The 23471-nt window shown below is 68.1% G+C and carries 24 protein-coding genes and 1 pseudogene; 16 read left to right on the forward strand and 9 right to left on the reverse strand.

What is annotated here, in order from left to right:
• The first annotated feature begins 98 nt into the window (after window positions 1-98).
• Complete coding sequence (locus tag HWX09_RS26460) at window positions 99-1400, forward strand: class I SAM-dependent RNA methyltransferase (protein WP_027783585.1); 1302 nt, start codon at window positions 99-101, stop codon at window positions 1398-1400.
• 75 nt (window positions 1401-1475) lie between these two features.
• Here the strand turns inward: HWX09_RS26460 and HWX09_RS26465 are convergent, their stop codons facing one another.
• Together HWX09_RS26465 and HWX09_RS26470 are read right to left on the reverse strand one after the other, a co-directional pair.
• Complete coding sequence (locus HWX09_RS26465; protein ID WP_027783584.1) at window positions 1476-1940, reverse strand: SRPBCC family protein; 465 nt, start codon at window positions 1938-1940, stop codon at window positions 1476-1478.
• Entirely contained in the window at window positions 1933-2265 is a 333-nt protein-coding gene (locus HWX09_RS26470) for a metalloregulator ArsR/SmtB family transcription factor (protein WP_027783583.1), read from the reverse strand. The genes HWX09_RS26465 and HWX09_RS26470 overlap by 8 nt, the downstream gene beginning before the upstream one ends.
• A 170-nt stretch (window positions 2266-2435) precedes the next feature.
• On the opposite strand from HWX09_RS26470, the gene HWX09_RS26475 reads away from it, so the two are divergent.
• From HWX09_RS26475 to HWX09_RS26485, 3 genes and pseudogenes are all read left to right on the forward strand, one after another.
• Window positions 2436-2840 (forward strand): VOC family protein, encoded by a 405-nt coding sequence (locus tag HWX09_RS26475; protein WP_027783582.1) that lies wholly within the window; start codon window positions 2436-2438, stop codon window positions 2838-2840.
• 73 nt (window positions 2841-2913) lie between these two features.
• Window positions 2914-3600, forward strand: a complete 687-nt coding sequence (locus HWX09_RS26480; protein WP_027783581.1) for a YafY family protein — start codon at window positions 2914-2916, stop codon at window positions 3598-3600.
• A gap of 18 nt (window positions 3601-3618) precedes the next feature.
• Window positions 3619-3938, forward strand: a pseudogene (locus HWX09_RS26485) (LysR family transcriptional regulator); the annotation flags it as partial.
• Between the two features lie 89 nt (window positions 3939-4027).
• Here the strand turns inward: HWX09_RS26485 and HWX09_RS26490 are convergent.
• From HWX09_RS26490 to HWX09_RS26500, 3 genes are read right to left on the reverse strand one after another with little or no spacing between them, the layout of a single operon-like run.
• Window positions 4028-5482: an NAD(P)(+) transhydrogenase (Re/Si-specific) subunit beta gene (locus HWX09_RS26490; RefSeq protein WP_027783579.1), complete on the reverse strand. Its 1455-nt coding sequence runs from the start codon at window positions 5480-5482 to the stop codon at window positions 4028-4030.
• Window positions 5479-5805, reverse strand: a complete 327-nt coding sequence (locus HWX09_RS26495) for an NAD(P) transhydrogenase subunit alpha (RefSeq protein ID WP_006476884.1) — start codon at window positions 5803-5805, stop codon at window positions 5479-5481. The genes HWX09_RS26490 and HWX09_RS26495 overlap by 4 nt, the downstream gene beginning before the upstream one ends.
• An 11-nt stretch (window positions 5806-5816) precedes the next feature.
• The gene (locus HWX09_RS26500; RefSeq protein ID WP_027783578.1) at window positions 5817-6956 is read right to left on the reverse strand and encodes a Re/Si-specific NAD(P)(+) transhydrogenase subunit alpha; all 1140 of its coding nucleotides are present in this window, start codon (window positions 6954-6956) and stop codon (window positions 5817-5819) included.
• Window positions 6957-7248: 292 nt separating this feature from the next.
• Here HWX09_RS26500 and HWX09_RS26505 point away from each other — a divergent pair, with 292 nt between their 5' ends.
• The 3 genes from HWX09_RS26505 (at window position 7249) to HWX09_RS26515 (ending at window position 10701) form a co-directional block, all read left to right on the forward strand.
• Window positions 7249-7758: an NUDIX hydrolase gene (locus HWX09_RS26505; protein WP_027783577.1), complete on the forward strand. Its 510-nt coding sequence runs from the start codon at window positions 7249-7251 to the stop codon at window positions 7756-7758.
• On the forward strand, window positions 7755-8960 hold the full coding sequence (mnmA, locus tag HWX09_RS26510; protein ID WP_027783576.1) for a tRNA 2-thiouridine(34) synthase MnmA: 1206 nt from the start codon (window positions 7755-7757) through the stop codon (window positions 8958-8960). The genes HWX09_RS26505 and mnmA overlap by 4 nt, the downstream gene beginning before the upstream one ends.
• A gap of 121 nt (window positions 8961-9081) precedes the next feature.
• Window positions 9082-10701: an FMN-binding glutamate synthase family protein gene (locus HWX09_RS26515; RefSeq protein ID WP_027783575.1), complete on the forward strand. Its 1620-nt coding sequence runs from the start codon at window positions 9082-9084 to the stop codon at window positions 10699-10701.
• 105 nt (window positions 10702-10806) lie between these two features.
• Here the strand turns inward: HWX09_RS26515 and HWX09_RS26520 are convergent, their stop codons facing one another.
• The gene (locus HWX09_RS26520; RefSeq protein WP_027783574.1) at window positions 10807-11421 is read right to left on the reverse strand and encodes a glutathione S-transferase N-terminal domain-containing protein; all 615 of its coding nucleotides are present in this window, start codon (window positions 11419-11421) and stop codon (window positions 10807-10809) included.
• A gap of 182 nt (window positions 11422-11603) precedes the next feature.
• Between HWX09_RS26520 and HWX09_RS26525 the strand changes: the two genes are divergently transcribed.
• From HWX09_RS26525 to HWX09_RS26565, 9 genes are all read left to right on the forward strand, one after another.
• Window positions 11604-12989, forward strand: a complete 1386-nt coding sequence (locus HWX09_RS26525; RefSeq protein ID WP_027783573.1) for an aminopeptidase P N-terminal domain-containing protein — start codon at window positions 11604-11606, stop codon at window positions 12987-12989.
• A 37-nt stretch (window positions 12990-13026) separates the two neighbouring features.
• Complete coding sequence (locus HWX09_RS26530; RefSeq protein WP_027783572.1) at window positions 13027-14214, forward strand: UbiH/UbiF/VisC/COQ6 family ubiquinone biosynthesis hydroxylase; 1188 nt, start codon at window positions 13027-13029, stop codon at window positions 14212-14214.
• Window positions 14215-14351: 137 nt separating this feature from the next.
• Entirely contained in the window at window positions 14352-15419 is a 1068-nt protein-coding gene (dusB, locus tag HWX09_RS26535; RefSeq protein WP_027783571.1) for a tRNA dihydrouridine synthase DusB, read from the forward strand.
• Window positions 15416-15649 (forward strand): Fis family transcriptional regulator, encoded by a 234-nt coding sequence (locus HWX09_RS26540; RefSeq protein WP_006476892.1) that lies wholly within the window; start codon window positions 15416-15418, stop codon window positions 15647-15649. Before dusB ends, HWX09_RS26540 begins: the two co-directional genes overlap by 4 nt.
• Window positions 15650-15693: 44 nt before the next feature.
• A complete protein-coding gene (gene purH / locus HWX09_RS26545; protein WP_027783570.1) occupies window positions 15694-17259 on the forward strand; it encodes a bifunctional phosphoribosylaminoimidazolecarboxamide formyltransferase/IMP cyclohydrolase in 1566 nt (521 codons plus the stop codon).
• 154 nt (window positions 17260-17413) lie between these two features.
• Window positions 17414-17956 carry a crossover junction endodeoxyribonuclease RuvC gene (gene ruvC / locus HWX09_RS26550; RefSeq protein WP_027783569.1) on the forward strand — a complete coding sequence of 181 codons (543 nt, stop codon included), beginning with the start codon at window positions 17414-17416 and terminating at the stop codon, window positions 17954-17956.
• Window positions 17957-18129: 173 nt separating this feature from the next.
• Window positions 18130-18711 (forward strand): Holliday junction branch migration protein RuvA, encoded by a 582-nt coding sequence (gene ruvA / locus HWX09_RS26555; RefSeq protein WP_027783568.1) that lies wholly within the window; start codon window positions 18130-18132, stop codon window positions 18709-18711.
• A 108-nt stretch (window positions 18712-18819) separates the two neighbouring features.
• On the forward strand, window positions 18820-19893 hold the full coding sequence (gene ruvB, locus HWX09_RS26560; RefSeq protein WP_027783567.1) for a Holliday junction branch migration DNA helicase RuvB: 1074 nt from the start codon (window positions 18820-18822) through the stop codon (window positions 19891-19893).
• 23 nt (window positions 19894-19916) lie between these two features.
• Window positions 19917-20870, forward strand: coding sequence for an oxygenase MpaB family protein (locus HWX09_RS26565; RefSeq protein WP_027783566.1), 954 nt, complete (start codon window positions 19917-19919; stop codon window positions 20868-20870).
• Between the two features lie 87 nt (window positions 20871-20957).
• On the opposite strand, the gene HWX09_RS26570 is transcribed toward HWX09_RS26565, so the two are convergent.
• Genes HWX09_RS26570 through tyrS form a run of 3 tightly spaced genes read right to left on the reverse strand, consistent with a single transcriptional unit; the run spans window position 20958 to window position 23343 of the window.
• Window positions 20958-21623 carry a histidine phosphatase family protein gene (locus tag HWX09_RS26570; RefSeq protein ID WP_027783565.1) on the reverse strand — a complete coding sequence of 222 codons (666 nt, stop codon included), beginning with the start codon at window positions 21621-21623 and terminating at the stop codon, window positions 20958-20960.
• Between the two features lie 23 nt (window positions 21624-21646).
• Window positions 21647-22105, reverse strand: a complete 459-nt coding sequence (dtd, locus tag HWX09_RS26575) for a D-aminoacyl-tRNA deacylase (protein ID WP_027783564.1) — start codon at window positions 22103-22105, stop codon at window positions 21647-21649.
• Window positions 22102-23343, reverse strand: a complete 1242-nt coding sequence (tyrS, locus tag HWX09_RS26580) for a tyrosine--tRNA ligase (protein WP_027783563.1) — start codon at window positions 23341-23343, stop codon at window positions 22102-22104. The genes dtd and tyrS overlap by 4 nt, the downstream gene beginning before the upstream one ends.
• Between the last annotated feature and the right edge of the window lie 128 nt (window positions 23344-23471).

Raw genomic sequence — 23471 nt, forward strand, 5'->3', positions numbered from 1 at the left:
GCGAGCGGCCGTCGCGACGACGCCGCCGCGCCGAAACGCCGGCCCTGGTCGCCCGCGCCGCGTACAATGGTGGACTTTTGCACGTCCTCACCCGCCTTATGTCCTCGCCCACCCTGTTCGAATTCTTCGCCCCCTGCCCGCGCGGCCTCGAAGCGGCGCTTGCCGCCGAGCTGGCCGAAATCGCCGGCCGCCACCTGAACGGCGCGCCGTTCACCGCGGGCGCGCAGGTGCCGGGCGGCGTCCATTTCAGCGGCGGCTGGGCCGCCGGCATGGCCGCGAACCTCCATTCGCGGATCGCGAGCCGGATCCTGCTGAAGATCGCGCACCGCGCGTACCGCAACGAGCAGGACGTCTATGCGCTCGCGCTCGAGCAATCGTGGGAGCGCTGGTTCGCGGCCACGCAGACGCTGCGCGTCGACATCACCGCGATCAAGTCGCCGCTGAAGAGCCTCGAATTCGCGACGTTGCGCGTGAAGGACGCGATCTGCGACCGGATGCGCGACAAGACCGGCGCGCGTCCGAGCATCGACACCGGTGCGCCCGACGTGCGCGTGTTCGCGTTCCTGACGGCCAACGAATGCACGCTGTACCTCGACACGTCGGGCGAGCCGCTGTTCAAGCGCGGCTGGCGTCTCGACAAGGGCGCGGCGCCGCTGCGCGAGAACCTCGCGGCCGGCATCCTGCGCCTGACGGGCTGGACGCCCGGCACCGCGCTGTACGACCCGATGTGCGGCAGCGGCACGTTCCTCGCGGAAGCCGCGCAGATCGCGCTCGGCGTGGCGCCCGGCGTCGAGCGCCGGTTCGGCTTCGAAAAGCTCAAGCAGTACGACATCACCGCGTGGCAGGGGCTGAAGGTCCCGGCGCTCGACGCGAAGCGCGCGGCGCGGGCCAAGCGCGGCGAAGCGCTCGGCGTGTACGGCAGCGACATCTCCGGCGACATGCTCGAGAAGGCGCGCGCGAACCTCGAGCGCGCGGGCGTGCCGTCGGTGTGGCTCAAGCAGGTCGACGCGCGCGGGATGACGCCGCCGTGCGACGGGCCGGGCATCCTCCTCGCGAACCCGCCGTACGGCGAGCGGATCGAAGTGCGCGGACGCAGCGCCCGCGGCGAGGTACGCGAAACCGGCCGCAACCGCGACAACGACGACGCATTCCGCCGCACGCACACCGACGCGCCGGACAGCGAGTTCTTCAACGCGCTCGGCGATGCGCTGAAGCAGCGCTTCACGGGCTGGCAGGCGTTCCTGCTGACATCCGACCGTTCGCTGCCGGGCCAGTTGCGCCTGCGCGAATCGGCCAAGACGCCGCTGTTCAACGGCGCGCTCGAATGCCGGCTGTTCCGCTTCGACCTGATCGCCGGCAGCGTGAAGGCACGCCCGGCCGCGCCGGAAGGCGACGCATAAGCCATCCGTCCGGTTCCACGAGCCACGACGTGTCCAGGGGCCGCCATCGCGGCCCCTGTGCTTTTGCGCGGCCAGTCAATGCTTCGACTGCGACCAGCGCGCCATCGTGAACGGCAGCGCCTGCCCCGTCTCGAGCAGCGTCTTCAGGCTCGACAGCACGACCGGCCAGCCGCCACGAATCCCGCGATCCATCTCCGAACCGGGCACCAGCCCGTCGTGCGTGACGGTCAGCTTCACGACGCCCTCGTGCGGCTCGACCAGATAGGTCACGCGCGATTCCCCGCCCTCCCCCGACGGCGTGCGCCACGTGACGACCAGCCGGCGCGGCGGATCGTTCTCGATCACTTCGCCGACGATGTCGACCCGCGACGGATCGTCGTAGTCCTGATGTTCCCAGCGCGAACCCGGCCGCCAGTCGGGCGACGCGTTGCGATGCCGCACCCAGTAGTCCTTCGTCAGCTCGGCGTTGGTCAGCGCGTCGAACACGCGCTCGGGCGTGGCCGCGATGAAGGTCACGTACACGAAGGCAGGGTTACCCATCGTCATCTCCCGTGTCGCGGGGCGCTTCCAGCCCCCGCTTGAGATCCGCCAGCGCCTGCAGGCGCTGACGCTCGAACTTGCCGATCCAGCGTTGCGCGATGTCATGGATCGGCACCGGATTCAGGTAATGCAGCTTCTCCCGGCCGCGCCACGTCGTCGCGATGAGATTCGCGGCCTCGAGCAGCGCGAGATGCTTGCTCACGGCCTGCCGGCTCATCGCGAGCCCGTCGCACAGCTCGGACACGGTCTGGCCGTTTTTTGCGTACAGCAGATCGAGCAACTGACGGCGCGTGGCGTCGGCCAGCGCCTTGAAAACGAGATCCATGCCGCTCCTGGGTCGATGACCTTATTATGCAACCAAACGGTTGCATGTCAAGGGTGACAACTCTACTGACAATACGGTGTCAGCAGCCCGCGATCACACTGCAATCCCGGCGCAATGCAGGCTGGTTTCCGCACCGAATCCGAATAACAACGCAACACAAGGAGCTCGTCATGACGTCAGCAACCGCCACTGCAACCCTGGAACGCGCGATCGCCTGGTTCGACATTCCGTCCCTCGATTTCGACCGCGCGATCCGCTTCTACGAAACCGTGCTGCAAACCACGTTGCAGCGCGAGGTCATCGGCGGCGTGCCGATGGCGACATTCGATCGCGACGCGTCGAGCACGGGCGGCAGCATCGTGTTCGATCCGCAGCAGATGAAGCCGAGCGCGAACGGCGTGCTCGTCTACCTGAACGCCGGCGAATCGGTCGTCGCGGCGCTCGAACGCGCGAAGCGCGCGGGCGGCGTCGTGCAGGGCTCCGTCGTCGAGCTGCCGAACAATTACGGCTACGTCGGCTACCTGATCGACACGGAAGGCAACCGCGTCGGCCTGCACGCGCCGAAATGCCACTGAGCGCAGCGGTCAGCGGGCCGGCGCGGCGCTATCATCGCGAAGTCCCCGTAGACAGAGGAATCGAGGTGCCGTCATGACCCGCCGTGCCGATCGCCTGTTCCAGATCGCCGAGCTGTTGCGCGGGCGTCGTCTCACGACCGCGCAACAACTGGCCGACTGGTTGTCGGTGTCGCCGCGCACGGTCTACCGCGACGTGCGCGACCTGCAACTGTCAGGGGTGCCGATCGAAGGCGAAGCCGGCATCGGCTACCGGCTGAACCGCAACGCGAGCCTGCCGCCGCTCACGTTCACGGCCGAGGAGCTGGCGGCGCTCGCCACCGGCGCGCGCATGCTCGAGACCTGGGGCGGGGCGCGCTTCGCGAGCGCCGCGCGCTCGGCGCTCGCGAAGATCGCGTCGGCGATGCCGGCCGACAAGCGCACGGCGCTCGACCGGCTGCCCGTATTCGCGCCGTCGTTCCACATCGACGAGACGTTTTGCGCGAAGGTCGACGCGATCCACCAGGCGATCGACACGCGCCACATCGTCAGCTTCGACTATCGCGACCGGCTCGGCGCGCATTCGCAGCGCCGCGTTTGGCCGCTCGGGCTCGTCTACTGGGGCGGGCGCTGGACGATCGGCGCGTGGTGCGAGCTGCGCGGCGATTTCCGCACCTTCGACATCGCGCGGATGGGCGACATCACCGTGCACGAGCAGTTTCCGGACATGGAGGGCCGGCGGATCGCCGACTACATGCGGATCGCGGAAGCGCCGATGCGCTGACGCGGCGCGGCGGCGGGCGCGGTCGCGCCGGGCGGTCATGCGGGCCTGATCGATCCGGCTCGCCTCCCGGGGGCGCCGCGCACGCTTACGCTCGCCGATTTCCTGCGGCGCGACCACCTGCTCATGTCGTCGGAGGCGTGATCGGGATCGTCGACGAAGCGCTGGTCGCGCTCGGCCACAAGCGGTGCATCGCGGCATCGACCACGCATTTCGCCGCGCTGCCGTCCCTGCTCGCCGGCTCCGACGCGGTCGCGACGATTCCCTCGCACGCGGCGTGCGCGATCGTGCGCGTGCGCGACACGATCGCCGCCTGCGTCGCACGCCTCGTCACACCATGAAAAAGGCCCGGCCGGCTTGCGCCGGTCGGGCCTGTCCGGAGCGCGGCGCCCGCATCGAAGCGCGGGCAACCGCGTAGCCGGGGCGCACGTTACTCGACCGCCTTCACCATGTCCTCAATGACCTTCTTCGCATCGCCGAACACCATCATCGTCTTGTCCATGTAGAACAGGTCGTTGTCGAGGCCCGCGTAGCCGGCCGCCATCGAACGCTTGTTGACGATCACGGTGCGCGCCTTGTACGCCTCGATGATCGGCATCCCCGCGATCGGCGATTTCGGATCGTTCTTCGCGGCCGGGTTCACCACGTCGTTCGCGCCGAGTACGAGCACCACGTCCACCTGGCCGAATTCGCCGTTGATGTCCTCCATCTCGTGCACGATCTCGTACGGCACTTCCGCTTCCGCGAGCAACACGTTCATGTGGCCCGGCATCCGCCCGGCGACCGGGTGGATCGCATACTTCACGTCGATGCCCTTCTCGACCAGCTTGTCGGTCAGCTCCTTCAGCGCGTGCTGCGCACGGGCGACGGCGAGCCCGTAACCCGGCACGATCACGACCGATTCCGCGTTGCCGAGCATGAACGCCGCGTCGTCGGCCGAACCCGACTTCACCGGCCGCTGCTCCTGCGCGCCCGTCGCACCGCCGGCCGCAGCTTCCCCTCCGAACCCGCCGAGGATCACGTTGAAGAACGAGCGGTTCATCGCGTGGCACATGATGTACGACAGGATCGCGCCCGACGAGCCGACCAGCGAACCCGCGATGATCAGCATCGCGTTGTTCAGCGAGAAGCCGATGCCGGCCGCCGCCCAGCCCGAGTACGAGTTCAGCATCGACACGACCACCGGCATGTCCGCGCCGCCGATCGGGATGATGATCAGCACGCCGAGCACGAACGCGATCGCCGTCATGATGATGAACGGCAGCCACGCCTGCGTGATGAAGAACAGGATGCCGAAGCCGAGCATCGCGATCGCGAGCATCAGGTTGATCAGGTGCTGGCCCGCGTACACGACCGGCGCGCCCTGGAACAGCCGGAACTTGTACTTGCCCGACAGCTTGCCGAACGCGATCACCGAACCGGAGAACGTGATCGCGCCGACGAACGTGCCGATGAACAGCTCGACGCGGTTGCCGTACGGGATGAAGCTCGACGACACCGCGTCCTGCGGCACGAGCCCGAACGCTTCCGGCTCCGACACCACCGCATACGCGATGCACACGGCCGCGAGACCGATCAGCGAGTGCATCGCCGCGACGAGTTCCGGCATCTTCGTCATCTCGACGCGCGCGGCGACGAATGCCCCGATGCCGCCGCCGACGATCAGCGCGCCGAGCACGAGCGCGAGGCCGAGCGGCAGGTTCGCGCCGAGCCATGCGGCCTGCTTGACGATCAGCGCGATCGTCGTGAGGATCGCGATGGCCATCCCGACCATCCCGAACAGGTTGCCGCGTCGCGCGCTCTTCGGATTCGACAGGCCCTTCAGCGCCTGGATGAAGCACACCGATGCGACGAGGTACAGCAGCGTAACGACGTTCATGCTCATCGCGCGCCCTCCTTGCCGCCCTCGACACGCTTGGGCTCCTTCTTGCGGAACATCTCGAGCATTCGCCTCGTCACGAGAAAGCCGCCGAACACGTTGACGGCCGCGAGCGCGACCGCGAGCGTGCCGAAGAACTTGCCGGTCGCCCCGACGGTGAGCGCCGCCGCGAGCATCGCGCCGACGATCACGATCGCCGAGATCGCATTGGTCACGGCCATCAGCGGCGTATGCAGCGCCGGCGTGACGTTCCAGACGACGTGGTAGCCGACGTACACCGCCAGCACGAAGATGATCACGTTGATCACCGTGTGATTGATGACTTCCATGGTCTCCTCCGTTATTTGCGCGTGACTTCACCGTCGCGGCACAACAGCGTCGCGGCGACGATGTCGTCGGTCAGGTCGATGTTCAGCGTGCCTTCCTTCGCGACGATCAGTTTCATGAAGTCGAGCAGGTTGCGCGCGTACAGCGCCGACGCGTCCGATGCGACCATCGACGCGAGGTTCGTGTAGCCGGCGATCGTCACGCCGTTGTGCACGACCACCTGGTCGGCGACGGTCAGCGGGCAGTTGCCGCCCCTGCGGCCGTCGATTTCCGGGCCGCGGCCGGCCGCGAGATCGACGAGCACCGAGCCGGGCTTCATCGACTGCGCGGTCTCGACCGAGATCAGCGTAGGCGCCGGGCGCCCGGGAATCAGTGCGGTGGTAATCACGATGTCGGCCTGCCTCGCACGCTCGTGCACGAGCGCGGCCTGGCGGCCGAGCCACGACGGCGGCATCGGACGCGCATAGCCGCCGACACCCTGCGCGGCTTCGCGCTCTTCGTCGGTTTCGAACGGGACGTCGAGGAATTTCGCGCCGAGCGACTCGATCTGCTCCTTCACGGCCGGCCGCACGTCGGACGCCTCGATCACGGCGCCCAATCGCTTCGCGGTCGCGATCGCCTGCAGGCCCGCGACGCCCGCGCCGAGAATCAGCACGCGCGCCGCCTTCACGGTGCCCGCGGCCGTCATCAGCATCGGCATGAAGCGCGGATACAGCGACGCGGCAACCAGCACGGCCTTGTAGCCGGCGATGTTCGCCTGCGACGACAGCACGTCGAGACTCTGCGCACGCGTCGTGCGCGGCGCGGCCTCGAGCGCGAAACCGGTCACGCCGGCCGCGGCGAGTTTCGCCGCCTGCTCGCCGTTGAACGGCTCGAGCATGCCGACCAGCACGGCGCCGCGCTTGAGCAACGGCAGTTCGGTGTCGGTCGGCGCCTGGACCTTCAGGACGAGATCGGCGCCAAAAGCGGCCGACTGGTCGGTCAATTCGGCGCCGGCAGCCGCATAGGCTTCGTCGGGATAGCTGGCTGCGCTGCCGGCCCCTTTCGCGATACTGACGCGATGGCCGGCCGCCGCGTACTTCTTCACGGTTTCCGGCGTCGCAGCCACGCGCGCCTCGTTGGCCCGCGTTTCAGCAGGCACTCCAATATGCATCGTCAGTTCCTCCAGTCATTGTCAGTATTTCTTTTCTTGCGATCTTTACTGCGCAACGAGCCGGACAGGCTGACTTACCGGCTCACGAGCAACGGCGTTCACGCTGCACTTTAACCGAAAGCGATGGCCCCGCCAGCACTTTGCGCACGATCGTGCTCGAATGCGACATGCGCTTGGCCCGCGCCGTCACGCAGCGCCGGCACGGACGTTCCGTGAGGGTCGGATTCGTCTAACGAACGGCCGGCGGCGGACGACCGGCAGCGTTCGGGCGCAACCGGTAAAATGCCGAACCATGAAACCCGAAATCTGGACCCCGCATGTGACGGTCGCCGCGCTCGTGGAGCGCGCCGGCCGCTTTCTCGTGATCGAGGAGGAGACCTCGACGGGCCTGCGCATCAACCAGCCGGCCGGTCATCTCGAAGCCGGCGAAACGCTGGCCGACGCCGTGATCCGCGAAACGCTCGAGGAAACCGCGCACCCGTTCACGCCCGACGCGCTCGTCGGCGTCTATCTCGCGCACTACGATCGCCCCGGCAACGCCGGCGCGACCTACCTGCGCTTCACGTTCTGCGGCACGGCCGGCGAACCGCTCGCGGGCCATGTGCTCGACGACGGCATCGTCCGCACGCTGTGGATGACGGCCGACGAACTGCGCGCCTGCAGCGAGCGCCATCGGTCGCCCGCGGTGATGCGCTGCATCGACGACTATCTCGCCGGGCGGCGTATTCCGCTCGATTTCGTCCACACGCATTCGGTCGCCCCGCGCCCCGAGGCATTCGAACGTCAGGCGGTCGGCAAATGAGCAAGCGCCGTGTAGTGGTGGGCATGTCGGGCGGCGTCGATTCGTCGGTGACCGCGTGGCTGCTGAAGGAACAAGGCTACGACGTGGTCGGCCTGTTCATGAAGAACTGGGAAGACGACGACGACGGCGAATACTGCTCGACGCGCCAGGACTGGATCGACGTCGTGTCGGTGGCCGACCTGATCGGCATCGACGTGGAAGCCGTCAACTTCGCCGCGCAATACAAGGACCGCGTGTTCGCCGAGTTTCTGCGCGAATACTCGGCCGGCCGCACGCCGAACCCCGACGTGCTGTGCAACGCCGAGATCAAGTTCAAGGCGTTCCTCGACCACGCGATGTCGCTCGACGCGGAAATGATCGCGACCGGCCACTATGCGCGCGTGCGCGAGCGCGACGGGCGTTTCGAACTGCTGAAGGCATTCGATCATACGAAAGACCAGTCGTACTTCCTGCACCGGCTGAACCAGGCGCAACTATCGAAGACGATGTTCCCGCTCGGCGAGATCCCGAAGACGAAGGTGCGCGAGATCGCCGCGCAGATCGGGCTGCCGAATGCGAAGAAGAAGGATTCGACCGGCATCTGCTTCATCGGCGAACGGCCGTTCCGCGATTTCCTGAACCGCTATCTTCCGACGAAACCCGGCCCGATGAAGACGCCCGACGGCAAGGTGGTCGGCGAGCACATCGGCCTCGCGTTCTATACGTTCGGCCAGCGCAAGGGCATCGGCCTCGGCGGCAGCAAGAGCGGCAGCGGCGAGCCGTGGTTCGTCGCCGCGAAGGACATCGCGTCGAACACGCTGTACGTCGTGCAGGGCCACGATCATCCGTGGCTGCTGTCGCGCGAGCTGGTCGCCGGCAACGTGAGCTGGGTCGCCGGCGAACCGCCGGCGGACGGTTTCGCGTGCGGCGCGAAGACGCGCTACCGGCAGGCCGATGCGGCGTGCACGTTCGGCCGGGCCGCGTTCGGCCGGGCCGCGACAGGCCGGGCCGCGATAGACGCCGCAGCAGCCGGCCCGGCAGGCGAAGCGCGCTTCTCGCTCGCGTTCGACGATGCGCAGTGGGCCGTCACGCCCGGCCAGTCGGCCGTGCTGTACGACGGCGAGATCTGCCTCGGCGGCGGCATCATCGAGTTCGCGGCCACCGGCCAACCTGGTCAGGCCGCACCGGCGGGCCACGCGCCGGCACTCGCCGACGCACGCTGACATCCATTCGGTTTAGACTTGCGGCACGCCGCGCCCGGCGGAACACGATTCCGCCGCGGCCGGCGCGCCGCCTTCGCAGCGTACGCATGGCGGCATTTCAAGATTCTTACGGAGTCCCCCCATGCTTTCAAGACGCTACCTGGCGATGTGGTGCGCCGTCCTGCTGCTCGTCGCGGCGGCCGTGCTCGCGTCGGTCCACGCACTCTCCTGGCTGTGGATCGTCATCCCCATCGCCCTCGTCGCGCTCGGCCTGTACGACCTGAAGCAGGACCGCCACGCGATCCTGCGGAACTACCCGCTCTGGGGCCACTTCCGCTTCCTGTTCGAATTCATCCGCCCCGAGATCCGCCAGTACTTCGTCGAGGACGACACCGACGAAAAGCCGTTCTCGCGCGCGCAACGCAGCCTCGTCTACCAGCGCGCAAAGAACGTCGCGGACAACCGTCCGTACGGCACCGAGCTGAACGTGAAGGCCGTCGCGCACGAATGGATCAGCCATTCGCTCGCGCCGACGAAGCTGCCGAACCACGACTTCCGCATCCGCGTCGGCGCGAATCGCGCGCAACCGTACGACATTTCGATCTTCAACATCTCGGCGATGAGCTTCGGCTCGCTGTCCGCGAACGCGATCCGCTCGCTGAACCTCGGCGCGAAGAAAGGCGGGTTCGCGCACGACACCGGCGAAGGCTCGCTGTCGAAGTACCACCGCGAGAACGGCGGCGACATCGTCTGGGAAATCGCGTCCGGCTACTTCGGCTGCCGCAACGACGACGGCACGTTCAACCCCGACAAGTTCGCGAAGCAGGCCGCCGATCCGCAGGTCAAGATGATCGAGGTGAAGCTGTCGCAGGGCGCGAAGCCCGGTCACGGCGGCGTGCTGCCGGCCGCGAAGATCACGCCGGAAATCGCCGAGACGCGCGGCGTGCCGATGGGCAAGGACTGCATCTCGCCCGCGACGCACTCGGAATTCTCGACGCCGCGCGGGCTGCTCGAATTCGTCGAGCGACTGCGCACGCTGTCCGGCGGCAAGCCGACCGGTTTCAAGCTGTGCATCGGCCATCCGTGGGAATTCTTCGGAATCGCGAAAGCGATGATCGAGACGGGCATCGTGCCCGACTTCATCGTCGTCGACGGCGCGGAAGGCGGCACCGGCGCGGCGCCGCTCGAATTCACCGACCACGTCGGCGTGCCGCTGCAGGAAGGGCTGCTGCTCGTGCACAACACGCTCGTCGGGATCGGCGTGCGGGACCGCGTGAAGCTCGGCGCGAGCGGCAAGATCATCACCGCGTTCGACATCGCCCGCACGCTCGCGATCGGCGCGGACTGGGTGAACTCGGCGCGCGGCTTCATGTTCGCGGTCGGCTGCATCCAGGCGCAGCACTGCCACACCGACCGCTGCCCGACCGGCGTCGCGACGCAGGACCCGGTGCGCCAGCGCGCGCTCGTCGTGCCCGACAAGGCCGAGCGCGTGTACAACTTCCACCGCAATACGCTGCATGCGCTGCAGGAACTCGTGCAGGCGGCCGGCCTCGCGCATCCGTCCGAGCTGCGCGCGCATCACATCGTGCAGCGGGTCGCGCCGCACGAGGTGCGACTGATGTCGCAACTGCTGAAGTATCTGAAACCCGGTGCGCTGCTCGACGGCCGGACCTGCGGCTTTTCCCTGTACGACAAGTGGTGGCCGATCGCGCGCAGCGATTCGTTCACGCTCGGCGAAGCGGTGTACGCGTCGATCGAGTGACGCGCGCGGCCGCCCGCTCCGGCCGCGGCCGGCGCCGCAAAAGGAAAAGCGCCCCGCGGGGCGCTTTTCTTTCGTCTGCCGAATGCGTGAAGGCCGGGCCGCGGCTCAGTTCTGCGGCAGCGTATCGGCGAACGACTGTCGCTGCTGCAGCTTCACGAAGTGCTTGTCGAGGTTCGGGTGGCGATCGCGCCAGTCGAGCTCGGGCATCCGGAAATCGAGGTAGCCGAGCGCGCAGCCGAGGGCGATGTCGGCGAGCGTGTAATGATTGCCGACGCACCACGTCTTGCCGCCGAGACCCTGCGACATCGCGACGAGCGCGTCGTCGATCTTGCGTTGCTGGCGCGCGATCCAGCTCGCGCTGCGCTGCCCTTCTTCCCGCAGCGTGTGTTCGAGGCGGATCGCGACCGCCGCGTCGAGCACGCCGTCGCCCAGTGCTTCCCAGCAGCGCACTTCGACGCGCTCGCGGCCCGACGGCGGAATCAGCTTGCCGACCGGCGACAGCGTATCGACGTATTCGCAGATCACGCGGGAATCGAACACCGCGGCACCATCTTCCATCACGAGGCACGGGACCTTGCCGAGCGGATTGGATGCGTGAATATCCGTCTCCGGCGCCCACACGTTCTCGAGCTCCAGCTTGTAGTCGATCTTCTTTTCAGCAAGCACGATCCGCGCCTTTCGGACGTACGGGCTGCTGAGCGAACCGATTAATTTCATCATCTGCCTTTTTAAGGGAACCGCCGAGAGTATACGTTGTCGCCGATCATAACCGGCCCGCGCGGCCGGGCAGAAAATCGCCCGTCCGGCCTGTGGATGGTTTGCAACAGCCGCCGCCGCGGGCCTTCCGGCGCCACTTCCCCCCCGCTTTCACGCGCCGCGTCCCGCGGCGCTACAATCGCACGATGAATGCGCCTCTCGATACCGCCATCGCCGTCGACGTCTACCGCCAGCGCCGTGAACGCGTGCTTGCCGCACTGCGTGCCGCGGGCGGCGGCGTCGCCATCGTCCCCACCGCGCCGGAAATGCTGCGCAACCGCGATACGGCTTACCCGTACCGGTTCGACAGCTACTTCCATTACCTGACGGGCTTCACCGAGCCGGATGCCGTGCTCGTGCTGAACGCGGCAGCGCCGCACGGCGCGCCGGAATCGATCCTGTTCTGCCGCGGCAAGAACGTCGACCGCGAGATCTGGGAAGGCTTTCACTACGGGCCCGACGCCGCGCGCGACGCGTTCGGCTTCGATGCGGCATTCGCGGTCGACGTGATCGACACCGAAATGCCGCGCCTGCTCGCCGATGCGGGCACCGTGCACTACCGGTTCGGCGCATCGGCCGACTTCGAGCGCCAGCTCGCGGGCTGGATCGACGCGGTGCGCGCGCAGGCACGCACGGGCGTCGCGGCGCCGGACGCGCTGCTCGACCTCACGCCGCTGCTCGACGACATGCGGCTCGTGAAGGACGAACACGAACTCGCGATCATGATGCGCGCCGCGCACATCTCCGCGCTCGCGCATCGCCGCGCGATGCAGGCGTGCCGCCCCGGCATCCGCGAATACGAGCTCGAGGCCGAGCTGCTGTACCTGTTCCGCAAGCACGGCGCGCAGGCGCCCGCGTACGGTTCGATCGTCGCGGCCGGCGCGAATGCGTGCGTGCTGCACTACCCGGCCGGCAACGCGGCCGCGCAGGACGGCGACCTGATCCTGATCGACGCCGCCTGCGAACTTGACGGCTATGCGTCGGACATCACGCGCACGTTCCCGGCCAACGGCCGCTTCTCGCCCGCGCAGCGCGCGCTGTACGACATCGTGCTCGCCGCGCAGCAGGCCGCGATCGACGCGACGCGCGCGGGCGTATCGTTCGAGGCGCCGCACGATGCGGCCGTCCGCGTGCTCGCGCAGGGGCTGCTCGACACCGGCATCATCCCGAAAACACGCTTCTCGAACGTCGACGACGTGATCGCCGAGCGCGCGTACACGCGCTTCTACATGCACCGCACGGGCCACTGGATCGGGATGGACGTGCACGACTGCGGCGACTACCGCGAGCGGCTCGCCGAGCGCGACGCCAACGGCGCGTTGCCGTGGCGCACGCTGAAGCCCGGCATGACGCTCACGGTCGAGCCCGGCCTGTACGTGCGCGCGGCCGACGACGTGCCGCCCGAGTACTGGAACATCGGCATTCGCATCGAGGACGACGCGATCGTGCGCGAGCACGGCTGCGAGCTGATCACGCGCGGCGTGCCGGTCGCGGCCGACGAGATCGAGGCGCTGATGCGTGCGGACACATGACCGGCCGCCGACCGTTACCTCCGTTTCACGAATCAAGATGACGACCGCTTCCTCCCCGGCCACGCCGGATTACGACCTCGCCATCGTCGGCGCCGGCCCCGTCGGGCTCGCGCTCGCCGGCTGGCTCGCGCGCCGCAGCGCGACGCAGCACGCGTCGATCGCGCTGATCGACGCACGCGAACCGGCCGCGAGCGCGAACGATCCCCGCGCGATCGCCGTGTCGCACGGCAGCCGCGTGCTGCTCGACACGCTCGCCTGGCCCGCCGACGCGACGCCGATCGAACATATCCACGTGTCGCAGCGCGGCCATTTCGGCCGCACGCTGATCGACCGCGACGAGCACGCCCTCGCCGCGCTCGGCTACGTGGTGCGCTACGGCTCGATCGTGCAGGCGCTCGCGAATGCGGTGCGCGGCACGCGCGTCGACTGGCTCACGTCGACCACCGCACGCGCGCCGCGGCAGGACGCCGACGGCGTCACGCTGACGCTCGACGGCCCGCAAGGCGAGCGCACGCTGCGCGCGCGCATCGCCATCAATGCCGAAGGCGGGCTGTTCCACGAACAGCAGGCCGATACGGCCAAGCATCGCCGCGACTACGGGCAGACCGCGCTCGTCGGCACGGTCACGGTATCGGCGCCGCGCCCGAACGTCGCGTGGGAACGCTTCACGCACGAGGGCCCGCTCGCACTGCTGCCGCTCGGCGGGCCGCGTCAGGCCGACTACTCGCTCGTCTGGTGCTGTACGCCCGACGAAGCGGCGCGACGTGCCGCGCTGCCCGACGACGCGTTCCTGCGCGAGCTCGGCAGCGCATTCGGCGAACGCATGGGCGAATTCGTCGCGATCGCCGGGCGCGCGTCGTTCCCGCTCGGCCTGAACGCCGCGCAGACGCTCGTCAGCGGCCGCGTCGCGATCGTCGGCAATGCCGCGCAAACGCTGCACCCGGTGGCGGGCCAGGGGCTCAACCTCGGGCTGCGCGATGCGCACACGCTCGTCGACACGCTGTCCGCACAAGGCTTCGAAGCGACCGCGCTCGCGACCTTCAACGCGCGCCGCGCGCTCGACCGGCGCTTCACGATCGGCGCGACCGACACGCTGGCGCGCCTGTTTACGATCGACTCGGGCCCGCTTCCGCTGCTGCGCGGCGCCGCGCTCACCGCGCTCGAGTTCGTGCCGCCGCTCAAGAAGGCGATCGCGCGTCAGATGATGTTCGGCCAGCGCAACTGACGCGCGGCACGCCGTGCGGCGCGTCCGGGCGAACCAGGCAAACCGGGTCAAATCGGCGGGGCATGGGAATACGGTAAAATGCCCGTTTTCCGCCTTCCCTTCCCCTGCCCGCGCCGGTCGCGGGCGGCGCCATTGCGATGCCCGTTATCGGCCCTCACGTATTGCGTAACAACCTGTTCGTCGCCCCGATGGCCGGGGTGACGGATCGTCCGTTCCGCCAGCTGTGCAAACGGCTGGGAGCCGGTTACGCCGTGTCCGAGATGGTCGCGTCCAACGCGCAGCTGTGGAAAAGCGCGAAGACGATGCGGCGCGCGAACCACGAAGGCGAAGTCGAGCCGATCGCGGTGCAGATTGCCGGCGCCGATCCGGCGATGATGGCCGAGGCGGCCCGCTACAACGTCGACAACGGCGCGCAGATCATCGACATCAACATGGGCTGCCCGGCGAAGAAGGTCTGCAACGTCGCGGCCGGCTCCGCGCTGCTGCAGAACGAGCCGCTCGTGCAGCGGATCGTCGAGGCCGTCGTCGCGGCGGTCGGCACGGGGCCCGATGCGGTGCCGATCACGCTGAAGATCCGCACCGGCTGGGACCGCGAGCACAAGAACGCGATCACGGTCGCGCGCCTGGCCGAAGCGGCCGGCATCTCGATGCTCACCGTGCACGGCCGCACGCGCGCCGATCTGTACCGCGGCGACGCCGAGTACGACACCATCGCGGCCGTGAAGGCGGCCGTGCGGATTCCGGTCGTGGCGAACGGCGACATCACGTCGCCCGCCAAGGCGAAGGCCGTGCTCGATGCAACCGGCGCCGACGCGCTGATGATCGGTCGCGCCGCGCAAGGCCGGCCGTGGCTGTTCCGCGAAATCGATCATTTCCTGCAAACCGGCGAGCTGCTGCCCCCGCCGCGGATCGACGAGATCCAGCACGTGATGAACGAACACCTGGAAGACCACTACGCGTTCTATGGCGAATTCACCGGCGTCCGTACTGCGCGCAAGCACATCGGCTGGTACACTCGCGGCCTTTCCGGTGCCAACGGGTTCCGGCACCGAATGAACACGCTCGATTCCACCCGCGAGCAGCTCGCCGCCGTCAACGCATTCTTCGAGGCGCAAAAGGCGCTGTCGGACCACCTCGTCTACGTCGATGACGAAGCGGAAAACAGTCAGGGCGAGTCGGACGACCATAACCAGTTAGCAGCATGAGCAAGCACAACATCGAACAATGTGTCCGCGAGAGCCTGGACGTGTATTTCCGGGATCTAGACGGCTCCAATCCGCACGACGTCTATGAAATGGTGATGTCCTGCGTCGAAAAGCCGATGCTCGAGGTCGTGCTCGTACAGGCCGGCGGCAACCAGTCGCTCGCCGCGGAGTACCTCGGCATCAATCGCAATACGCTGCGCAAGAAGCTGCAGCAGCACGGCCTGCTGTAGGCGGCCGTCCCGTCCCCGTTTCCCTGGCTATTGGTGGTTCCATCATGATCAAGCAAGCGCTCATTTCCGTTTCCGACAAGACCGGCATCGTCGATTTCGCGAAGTCGCTGTCCGACCTCGGCGTCAAGCTGCTGTCGACGGGCGGCACCGCGAAACTCCTCGCCGACGCCGGCCTGCCCGTGACCGAAGTGGCCGATTACACGGGCTTCCCGGAAATGCTCGATGGGCGCGTGAAGACGCTGCACCCGAAGGTGCACGGCGGCATCCTCGCCCGCCGCGACCTGCCCGAGCACATGCAGGCGCTCGAACAGCATGGCATCCCGACGATCGACCTGCTCGTCGTGAACCTGTATCCGTTCGTCGCGACGATCGCGAAGGACGACTGCACGCTGGCCGACGCGATCGAGAACATCGACATCGGCGGCCCGACGATGCTGCGCTCGGCCGCGAAGAACCACCGCGACGTGACGGTCGTCGTCGATCCTGCCGACTACGCGGTCGTGCTCGATGAAATGAAGGCGAACGGCAACACGGTCGGCTACCCGACCAACTTCCGTCTCGCGACGAAGGTGTTCGCGCACACCGCGCAATACGACGGCGCGATCACGAACTACCTGACGAGCCTGACCGACGAGCTGCAGCACGCATCGCGCAGCGCGTACCCGGCCACGCTGAACATGGCGTTCGACAAGGTGCAGGACCTGCGCTACGGCGAGAACCCGCACCAGAGCGCGGCGTTCTACCGCGACATCGCGACGCCGGCCGGCGCGCTGGCGAATTACCGCCAGCTGCAGGGCAAGGAACTGTCGTACAACAACATCGCGGATTCGGACGCGGCGTGGGAATGCGTGAAGACGTTCGACGCGCCGGCCTGCGTGATCATCAAGCATGCGAACCCGTGCGGCGTCGCGGTCGGCAACGACTCGGCCGACGCGTACGCGAAGGCGTTCCAGACCGACCCGACCTCGGCATTCGGCGGCATCATCGCGTTCAACCGCGAAGTCGACGAAGCGGCCGCGCAAGCCGTGGCGAAGCAGTTCGTCGAAGTGCTGATCGCCCCGTCGTTCTCCGACGCCGCGAAGCAGGTGTTCGCCGCGAAGCAGAACGTGCGCCTGCTCGAGATCGCGCTGGGCGACGGCCACAACGCATTCGACCTGAAGCGCGTGGGCGGCGGCCTGCTCGTGCAGTCGCTCGATTCGAAGAACGTGCAGCCGAGCGAGCTGCGCGTCGTCACGAAGCGCCAGCCGACCGCGAAGGAAATGGACGACCTGCTGTTCGCATGGCGCGTCGCGAAGTACGTGAAGTCTAACGCGATCGTGTTCTGCGGCAACGGCATGACGCTCGGCGTCGGCGCCGGCCAGATGAGCCGCGTCGATTCCGCGCGCATCGCGAGCATCAAGGCGCAGAACGCGGGCCTGACGCTCGCCGGCTCGGCCGTCGCGTCGGATGCGTTCTTCCCGTTCCGCGACGGCCTCGACGTCGTCGTGGCGGCCGGCGCGACCTGCGTGATTCACCCGGGCGGCTCGATGCGCGACGACGAAGTGATCGCGGCAGCCGACGAGCACGGCATCGCGATGATCCTGACGGGCGTGCGCCACTTCCGTCACTGATCGCCGCATGCGGCCCGCGCGGCCGCTGCACGAGAACCCGGCGGCATCATCCCCGCCGGGTTTTTTATTGCGCGGCGCCTTCGCGCACGACGGGGCGACCGGCTTGCCGCACCATTCGTTGTAGTATCGCTGCATCACGCCACTCTCCTCACTCATGCGAATTCTCGGCATCGACCCCGGCCTGCGCGTCACCGGCTTCGGCGTCATCGACGTCAGCGGCCACCAGCTCGCCTATGTCACCAGCGGCGTGATCCGTACGCCGACGGCCGACCTGGCCACCCGCCTCGGCACGATCTTCCAGGGCGTATCGACGCTCGTGCGGGAGCACGCGCCCGACCAGTCCGCGATCGAAAAGGTGTTCGTCAACGTGAACCCGCAGTCGACGCTGCTGCTCGGCCAGGCGCGTGGCGCCGCGATCTGCGGCCTCGTCGCGGGCGGGTTGCCGGTCGCCGAATACACCGCGCTGCAGCTCAAGCAGGCCGTGGTGGGCTACGGCCGCGCGACCAAGACGCAGATGCAGGAAATGGTCACGCGGCTGCTCAATCTGTCCGGCCAGCCGGGCTCCGACGCGGCCGACGCGCTCGGCATGGCGATCTGCCACGCACACGGCGGCAACACGCTCAGCACGCTGGGCGGCCTCGCGCCGGCGCTCGCGCAAAAAGGGCTGCGCGTGCGGCGCGGCAGGCTGGTCGGCTGACGCCGCCGCGCACCGCGGCGCGGCGCATCGGCTCGACCGCGTTGGCGCCTTGACCGTTTTACCCGCGCCCGACATGCCCGCGACACGCGCCGCCTCGGCCTGACGGACGCGCCCATCGGCATTGCGCCGCGCGTGCGCTACACTCGCGCTTTCTTCCTCGCATCCCGTCCTCCATGATCGGTCGCATCGCCGGCATCCTGCTCGAAAAGAACCCACCTCATCTGCTCGTCGACTGCAACGGCGTCGGCTACGAAATCGACGTGCCGATGAGCACCTTCTACAACCTGCCGCAAACGGGCGAGCGCATCGTGCTGCTCACGCAGCAGATCGTCCGCGAGGACGCGCACCTGCTGTACGGCTTCCTGACGCCGCAGGAACGCACGACCTTCCGCGAGCTGCTGAAGATCACCGGCATCGGCGCGCGCATGGCGCTCGCCGTGCTGTCCGGCATGAGCGTGCAGGAACTCGCGCAAGCGGTGACGATGCAGGACGCCGCCCGCCTCACGCGCCTGCCCGGCATCGGCAAGAAGACGGCCGAGCGCCTGCTGCTCGAACTGAAGGGCAAGCTCGGCGCCGACCTCGGCGCGCTCGCCGGGGCCGCGTCGGCATCCGACCACGCGACCGACATCCTCAACGCGCTGCTCGCGCTCGGCTACTCCGAGAAGGAAGGCCTTGCCGCGATCAAGAACGTGCCGGCCGGCACCGGCGTGTCCGACGGCATCAAGCTCGCGCTGAAGGCGCTGTCGAAGGCGTAACGCGCGGTCGATCCGGCCGTCGAAGCCAGTGTCGCGCCGCCGCGCGGTACGCGCCAGTCGGCCGTTCGGCCAGGTGGTGCGCGCTTCGACGCGCGGTACAATGGCCGCATGATTGAAACCGACAAACTCGCCACCGAGCAGCGGATCATCGCCGCCACGCCCACCTCGTCGCACGAGGAGGTGTTCGAGCGTGCGCTGCGGCCGCGCCAGCTCGACGACTACGTCGGCCAGGAAAAGGTGCGCGGCCAGCTCGAGATCTTCATCGAAGCCGCGAAGCGCCGCTCCGAGCCGCTCGATCACGTGCTGCTGTTCGGGCCGCCGGGTCTCGGCAAGACGACGCTCGCGCACATCATTGCGCGCGAGATGGGCGTGAACCTGCGCCAGACGTCGGGCCCCGTGCTCGAGCGCGCAGGCGATCTCGCCGCGCTGCTGACGAACCTCGAGGCGAACGACGTGCTGTTCATCGACGAGATCCACCGGCTGTCGCCGGTCGTCGAGGAAATCCTGTATCCGGCGCTCGAGGATTACCAGATCGACATCATGATCGGCGAAGGGCCGGCGGCGCGCAGCGTGAAGCTCGACCTGCAGCCGTTCACGCTGGTCGGCGCGACCACCCGCGCGGGGATGCTGACCAATCCGCTGCGCGACCGTTTCGGGATCGTCGCGCGCCTCGAGTTCTACGACGCCGAACAACTGTCGCGCATCGTGCGGCGCTCGGCGTCGCTGCTGAATGCGCAGATCGATCCGAACGGCGCGCTGGAAATCGCGAAGCGCGCGCGCGGCACGCCCCGGATCGCGAACCGTCTGCTGCGCCGCGTGCGCGATTTCGCGGAAGTGAAGGCCGACGGCCAGATCACCGCGGCCGTTGCCGACGCCGCGCTCGCGATGCTCGATGTCGATCCGGTCGGCTTCGACCTGATGGACCGCAAGCTGCTCGAAGCGATCCTGTACAAGTTCGACGGTGGCCCGGTGGGGATCGACAACCTCGCGGCGGCGATCGGCGAGGAGCGCGACACGATCGAGGACGTGCTCGAACCGTACCTGATCCAGCAGGGCTTCCTGCAGCGCACGCCGCGCGGCCGCGTCGCGACGCTGCTCACGTATCGCCACTTCGGGCTGTCGGTACCCGATGCGCGCCGCACCACCGAGCGCGACGATTGGGATACCCCCGACGGGAAGTAATCCGTCGCCGAGTCACGCCCGCCATGACGACGCCGCCCAGCCGCCACCCCACCGCACCCGTGCCGGGCCCGCGCTGGGCCGAGCCGATCCGCAAGCGGCTCGTGGCCGGCATCACGCACCTGACCGCCGGCGGCGGCGGCCCGTCGATCGATCTCTCTTCGCCGCCTGGAGACCCGGGGCTGTTCGGCCCCGACGCCGTCTGCTGGCGCGTGCATGCCGATTTCACGTCGATGATGACGGGCGGCATCGCCGCGCTGCTGCTGCAGGCGCTCCACCCGCTCGCGCTCGCGGGCGTCTGGGATCATTCGTCGTTCCGCACCGACATCTTCGGCCGCTTGCGGCGCACCGCCACGTTCATCACGGGTACGACGTTCGGCAGCCGCGCGGACGCGCTCGCGCTGATCGAGCGCGTGAAAGCGATCCACGCGCGCATCGCGGGCAGTGCGCCCGACGGCCGGCCGTACCGCGCCGACGATCCCGAATTGCTGACCTGGGTGCATGTCGCGGAAGTGTCGAGCTTTCTCGCCGCGCATCTGCGTTACGTGAATCCCGCGCTGCCGGGCGAACTGCAGGATCGCTATTACGCGGAGACAGCGCTGATCGCCGAGCTGCTCGGCGCCCGTGAGGTTCCGCGTTCGCGCGCCGAGGTGGCGGCTTATCTCGCGCGGATGCTGCCCGAGCTCGAAGCCGGGCCGCGTACCTTCGACGTGATGTCCATCCTGCTGAATGTGCCGGTCGCGAAACCCACGCTGCGGCCTGCCGCGTCGCTGGTGATGCATGCCGGGATCGACCTGCTGCCGGAGTGGGCGCAGCGCATGCTCGGCGTGTCGACGTTCGCGCCGTTACGGCGCGCGGTAGTCCGACCCGGCATACGCGCCATCGCGCCCGTGCTGCGCTGGGCGCTCGTGAACGGCGCATCCAAGCGTGCGCGCCGCCGCGCGACGGCCATCCCGTCCGACGGCACCCCGCCCGCCTGACGATCCGCCTCCCCGATCATTTCAATTTACTGTCAAATGCCTGTGACAAGCCGACAGGCTTGCACCTGCAGGACGGGGTCGGCGTACTCAGAGCACCTTGCGGTACCCGTCGTCGTCGTCGCTCGCGGCTTCGAGATGCGACACGTCGGCCCACTGCACGACCTGCGCGCGGCCATCCACGTAATCGACGACGTTGATGCTGGTGTTGAGCAACTGATAGTTGCGCGGCGCCGACAGATCCAGACCATTCGCAAAGCGATACACGCAATCGAGCACGCCGCCGTGCGCGACGCACGCGATCCGGCCGCCCGGATGCGCGGCGACGATCGGTTCGAGCGCATGCAGCACGCGGTGATAAAACTCCCGCTGCGACTCGCCGCCCTCCGGCGCGAAGCCCGGATCGCGCGTCTGCCAGGCCGCATACGCGTCCGGAAACAGCGCCTCGATCTCGGTGCTGTCGTGCCCCTGGAACGCGCCGTATGAACGTTCGCGCAGCCCCTCGCGCAGCAGCAGCGGCAGCTCGAGCGCATCGGCGAACGGTTGTGCGGTCTGTTGCGCGCGCATCAGATCGCTCGAATAGACCGCGTCGATCCGCGCGCCGTCGCGCGCCTCGCGCTCGAGCCGGGCGGCCAGCCGCCGCGCCTGCGCGAGCCCGGAATCGGCCAGCGGAATGTCGATATGCCCCTGGATTCGCTTGATGCGGTTCCAGGCCGTCTCGCCATGGCGGATGAAAAGAATCTGCGTGGTGGCCATCGCGGTGCGTCTCCGGGGAAGAATCAGGGCCGCACTTGCAGCCAGAACGTCACGGGGCCGTCGTTGACGAGCGACACCTGCATGTCGGCGCCGAATTCGCCCGTCTCGACGACCGGATGGCGCGCCCGCGCGGCCGCGACGAAATAGTCGAACAGCCGCGCGCCTTCGTCGGGCGGCGCGGCCGGCGTGAAGCTCGGACGCAGCCCGCTGTTGGTATCGGCCGCGAGCGTGAACTGCGACACGAGCAGCAGGCCGCCTGCGCGGCCTGCGCCGTCGATGTTCGACACAGGCAGGTTCATCTTGCCGGCTGCGTCGCTGAACACGCGGTAGCCGAGCATCTTTGCCAGCAGCTTGTCGGCGGCCGCCTCCGTATCGCCGCGCTCCGCGCAGACGAGCGCGAGCAGGCCCGCGCCGATCTCGCCCGTCGTGCGGCCGCCGACACGCACGTCGGCGCGCGTCACGCGCTGGATCAGCGCGATCATGCGGTCAGCGTGACGCGCGCGAAGCGGCGCTTGCCGACCTGGACGACGAACTCGCCGGCCTCGACCTTCAGGCCCTTGTCCGACACGATCGTGCCGTCGATCTTCACGCCGCCCTGCTCGATGTTGCGCAGTGCCTCGCTCGTCGACGGCACGAGGCCGGCCTGCTTCAGCAACTGGCCGATCGCCAGCGGCGCGCCGGCGAGCGTAACCGACGGGATGTCGTCCGGCACGCCGCCCTTCGCGCGGTGGTTGAAGTCCTCGAGCGCACGCTCGGCATCGGGCTGCGAGTGGAACCGCGCGACGATCTCCTGCGCGAGCAGCACCTTGAAGTCGCGCGGATTGCGGCCGCCTTCGGCCTCGCGCTTGAAGCCGGCGATCTCGTCCAGGCTGCGGAACGACAGCAGTTCGAAGTAACGCCACATCAGCGTGTCCGAAATGCTCATCAGCTTGCCGAACATGTCCGTTGGCTTCTCGCTGATGCCGACGTAGTTGCCCTTCGACTTCGACATCTTCTCGACGCCGTCGAGGCCTTCGAGCAGCGGCATCGTCAGGATGCACTGCTGTTCCTGGCCATACTGCTTCTGCAGTTCGCGGCCGACCAGCAGATTGAACTTCTGGTCGGTGCCGCCGAGTTCGAGATCGGCGTTCAGCGCGACCGAATCGTAGCCCTGCATCAGCGGGTACAGGAATTCGTGGATCGAGATCGGCACGCCGCCCTGGAAGCGCTTCGTGAAATCCTCGCGCTCGAGGATCCGCGCGACCGTGTAGCGCGACGCGAGCTTGATCATCCCGTCCGCGCCGAGCGGCATCGACCATTCGCTGTTGTAGCGGATCTCGGTCTTGTCGCGATCGAGCACGAGCGCGGCCTGCTCGAAGTAGGTCTTCGCGTTCGACTCGATCTGCTCGCGCGTGAGCGGCGGGCGCGTCGCGTTGCGGCCCGACGGATCGCCGATCAGCGACGTGAAATCGCCGATCAGGAAGATTACCGTGTGGCCGAGGTCCTGCAGCTGGCGCATCTTGTTCAGCACGACCGTATGGCCGATGTGGATGTCCGGTGCGGTCGGGTCGAGGCCGAGCTTGATGCGCAGCGGCGTGCCCGTGGCTGCGCTGCGCGCGAGCTTCTGCGCGAACTCTTCCTCGATCAGCAGCTCGTCGACGCCGCGCTTCGTGACGGCGAGCGCATGCCGGACTTCGTCGGTGATCGGGAAAACGGGCTTGGAACTGGGTTCGGTGCTCATCGGTGCCAGGAAGAATGTCGCAAAAACAGGGATTTTCCCATAACTTGCGCGCGCATCGCTTAACGACGCGTCACGTTGCGCGGATAATCGGGGCGCAAGGCGCGCGGCACGGGCCCGCGCCGCTCGAT

This window comes from Burkholderia sp. BCC1208, assembly GCF_902833095.1.
In the GTDB taxonomy this organism is placed as follows: Bacteria; Pseudomonadota; Gammaproteobacteria; order Burkholderiales; family Burkholderiaceae; genus Burkholderia.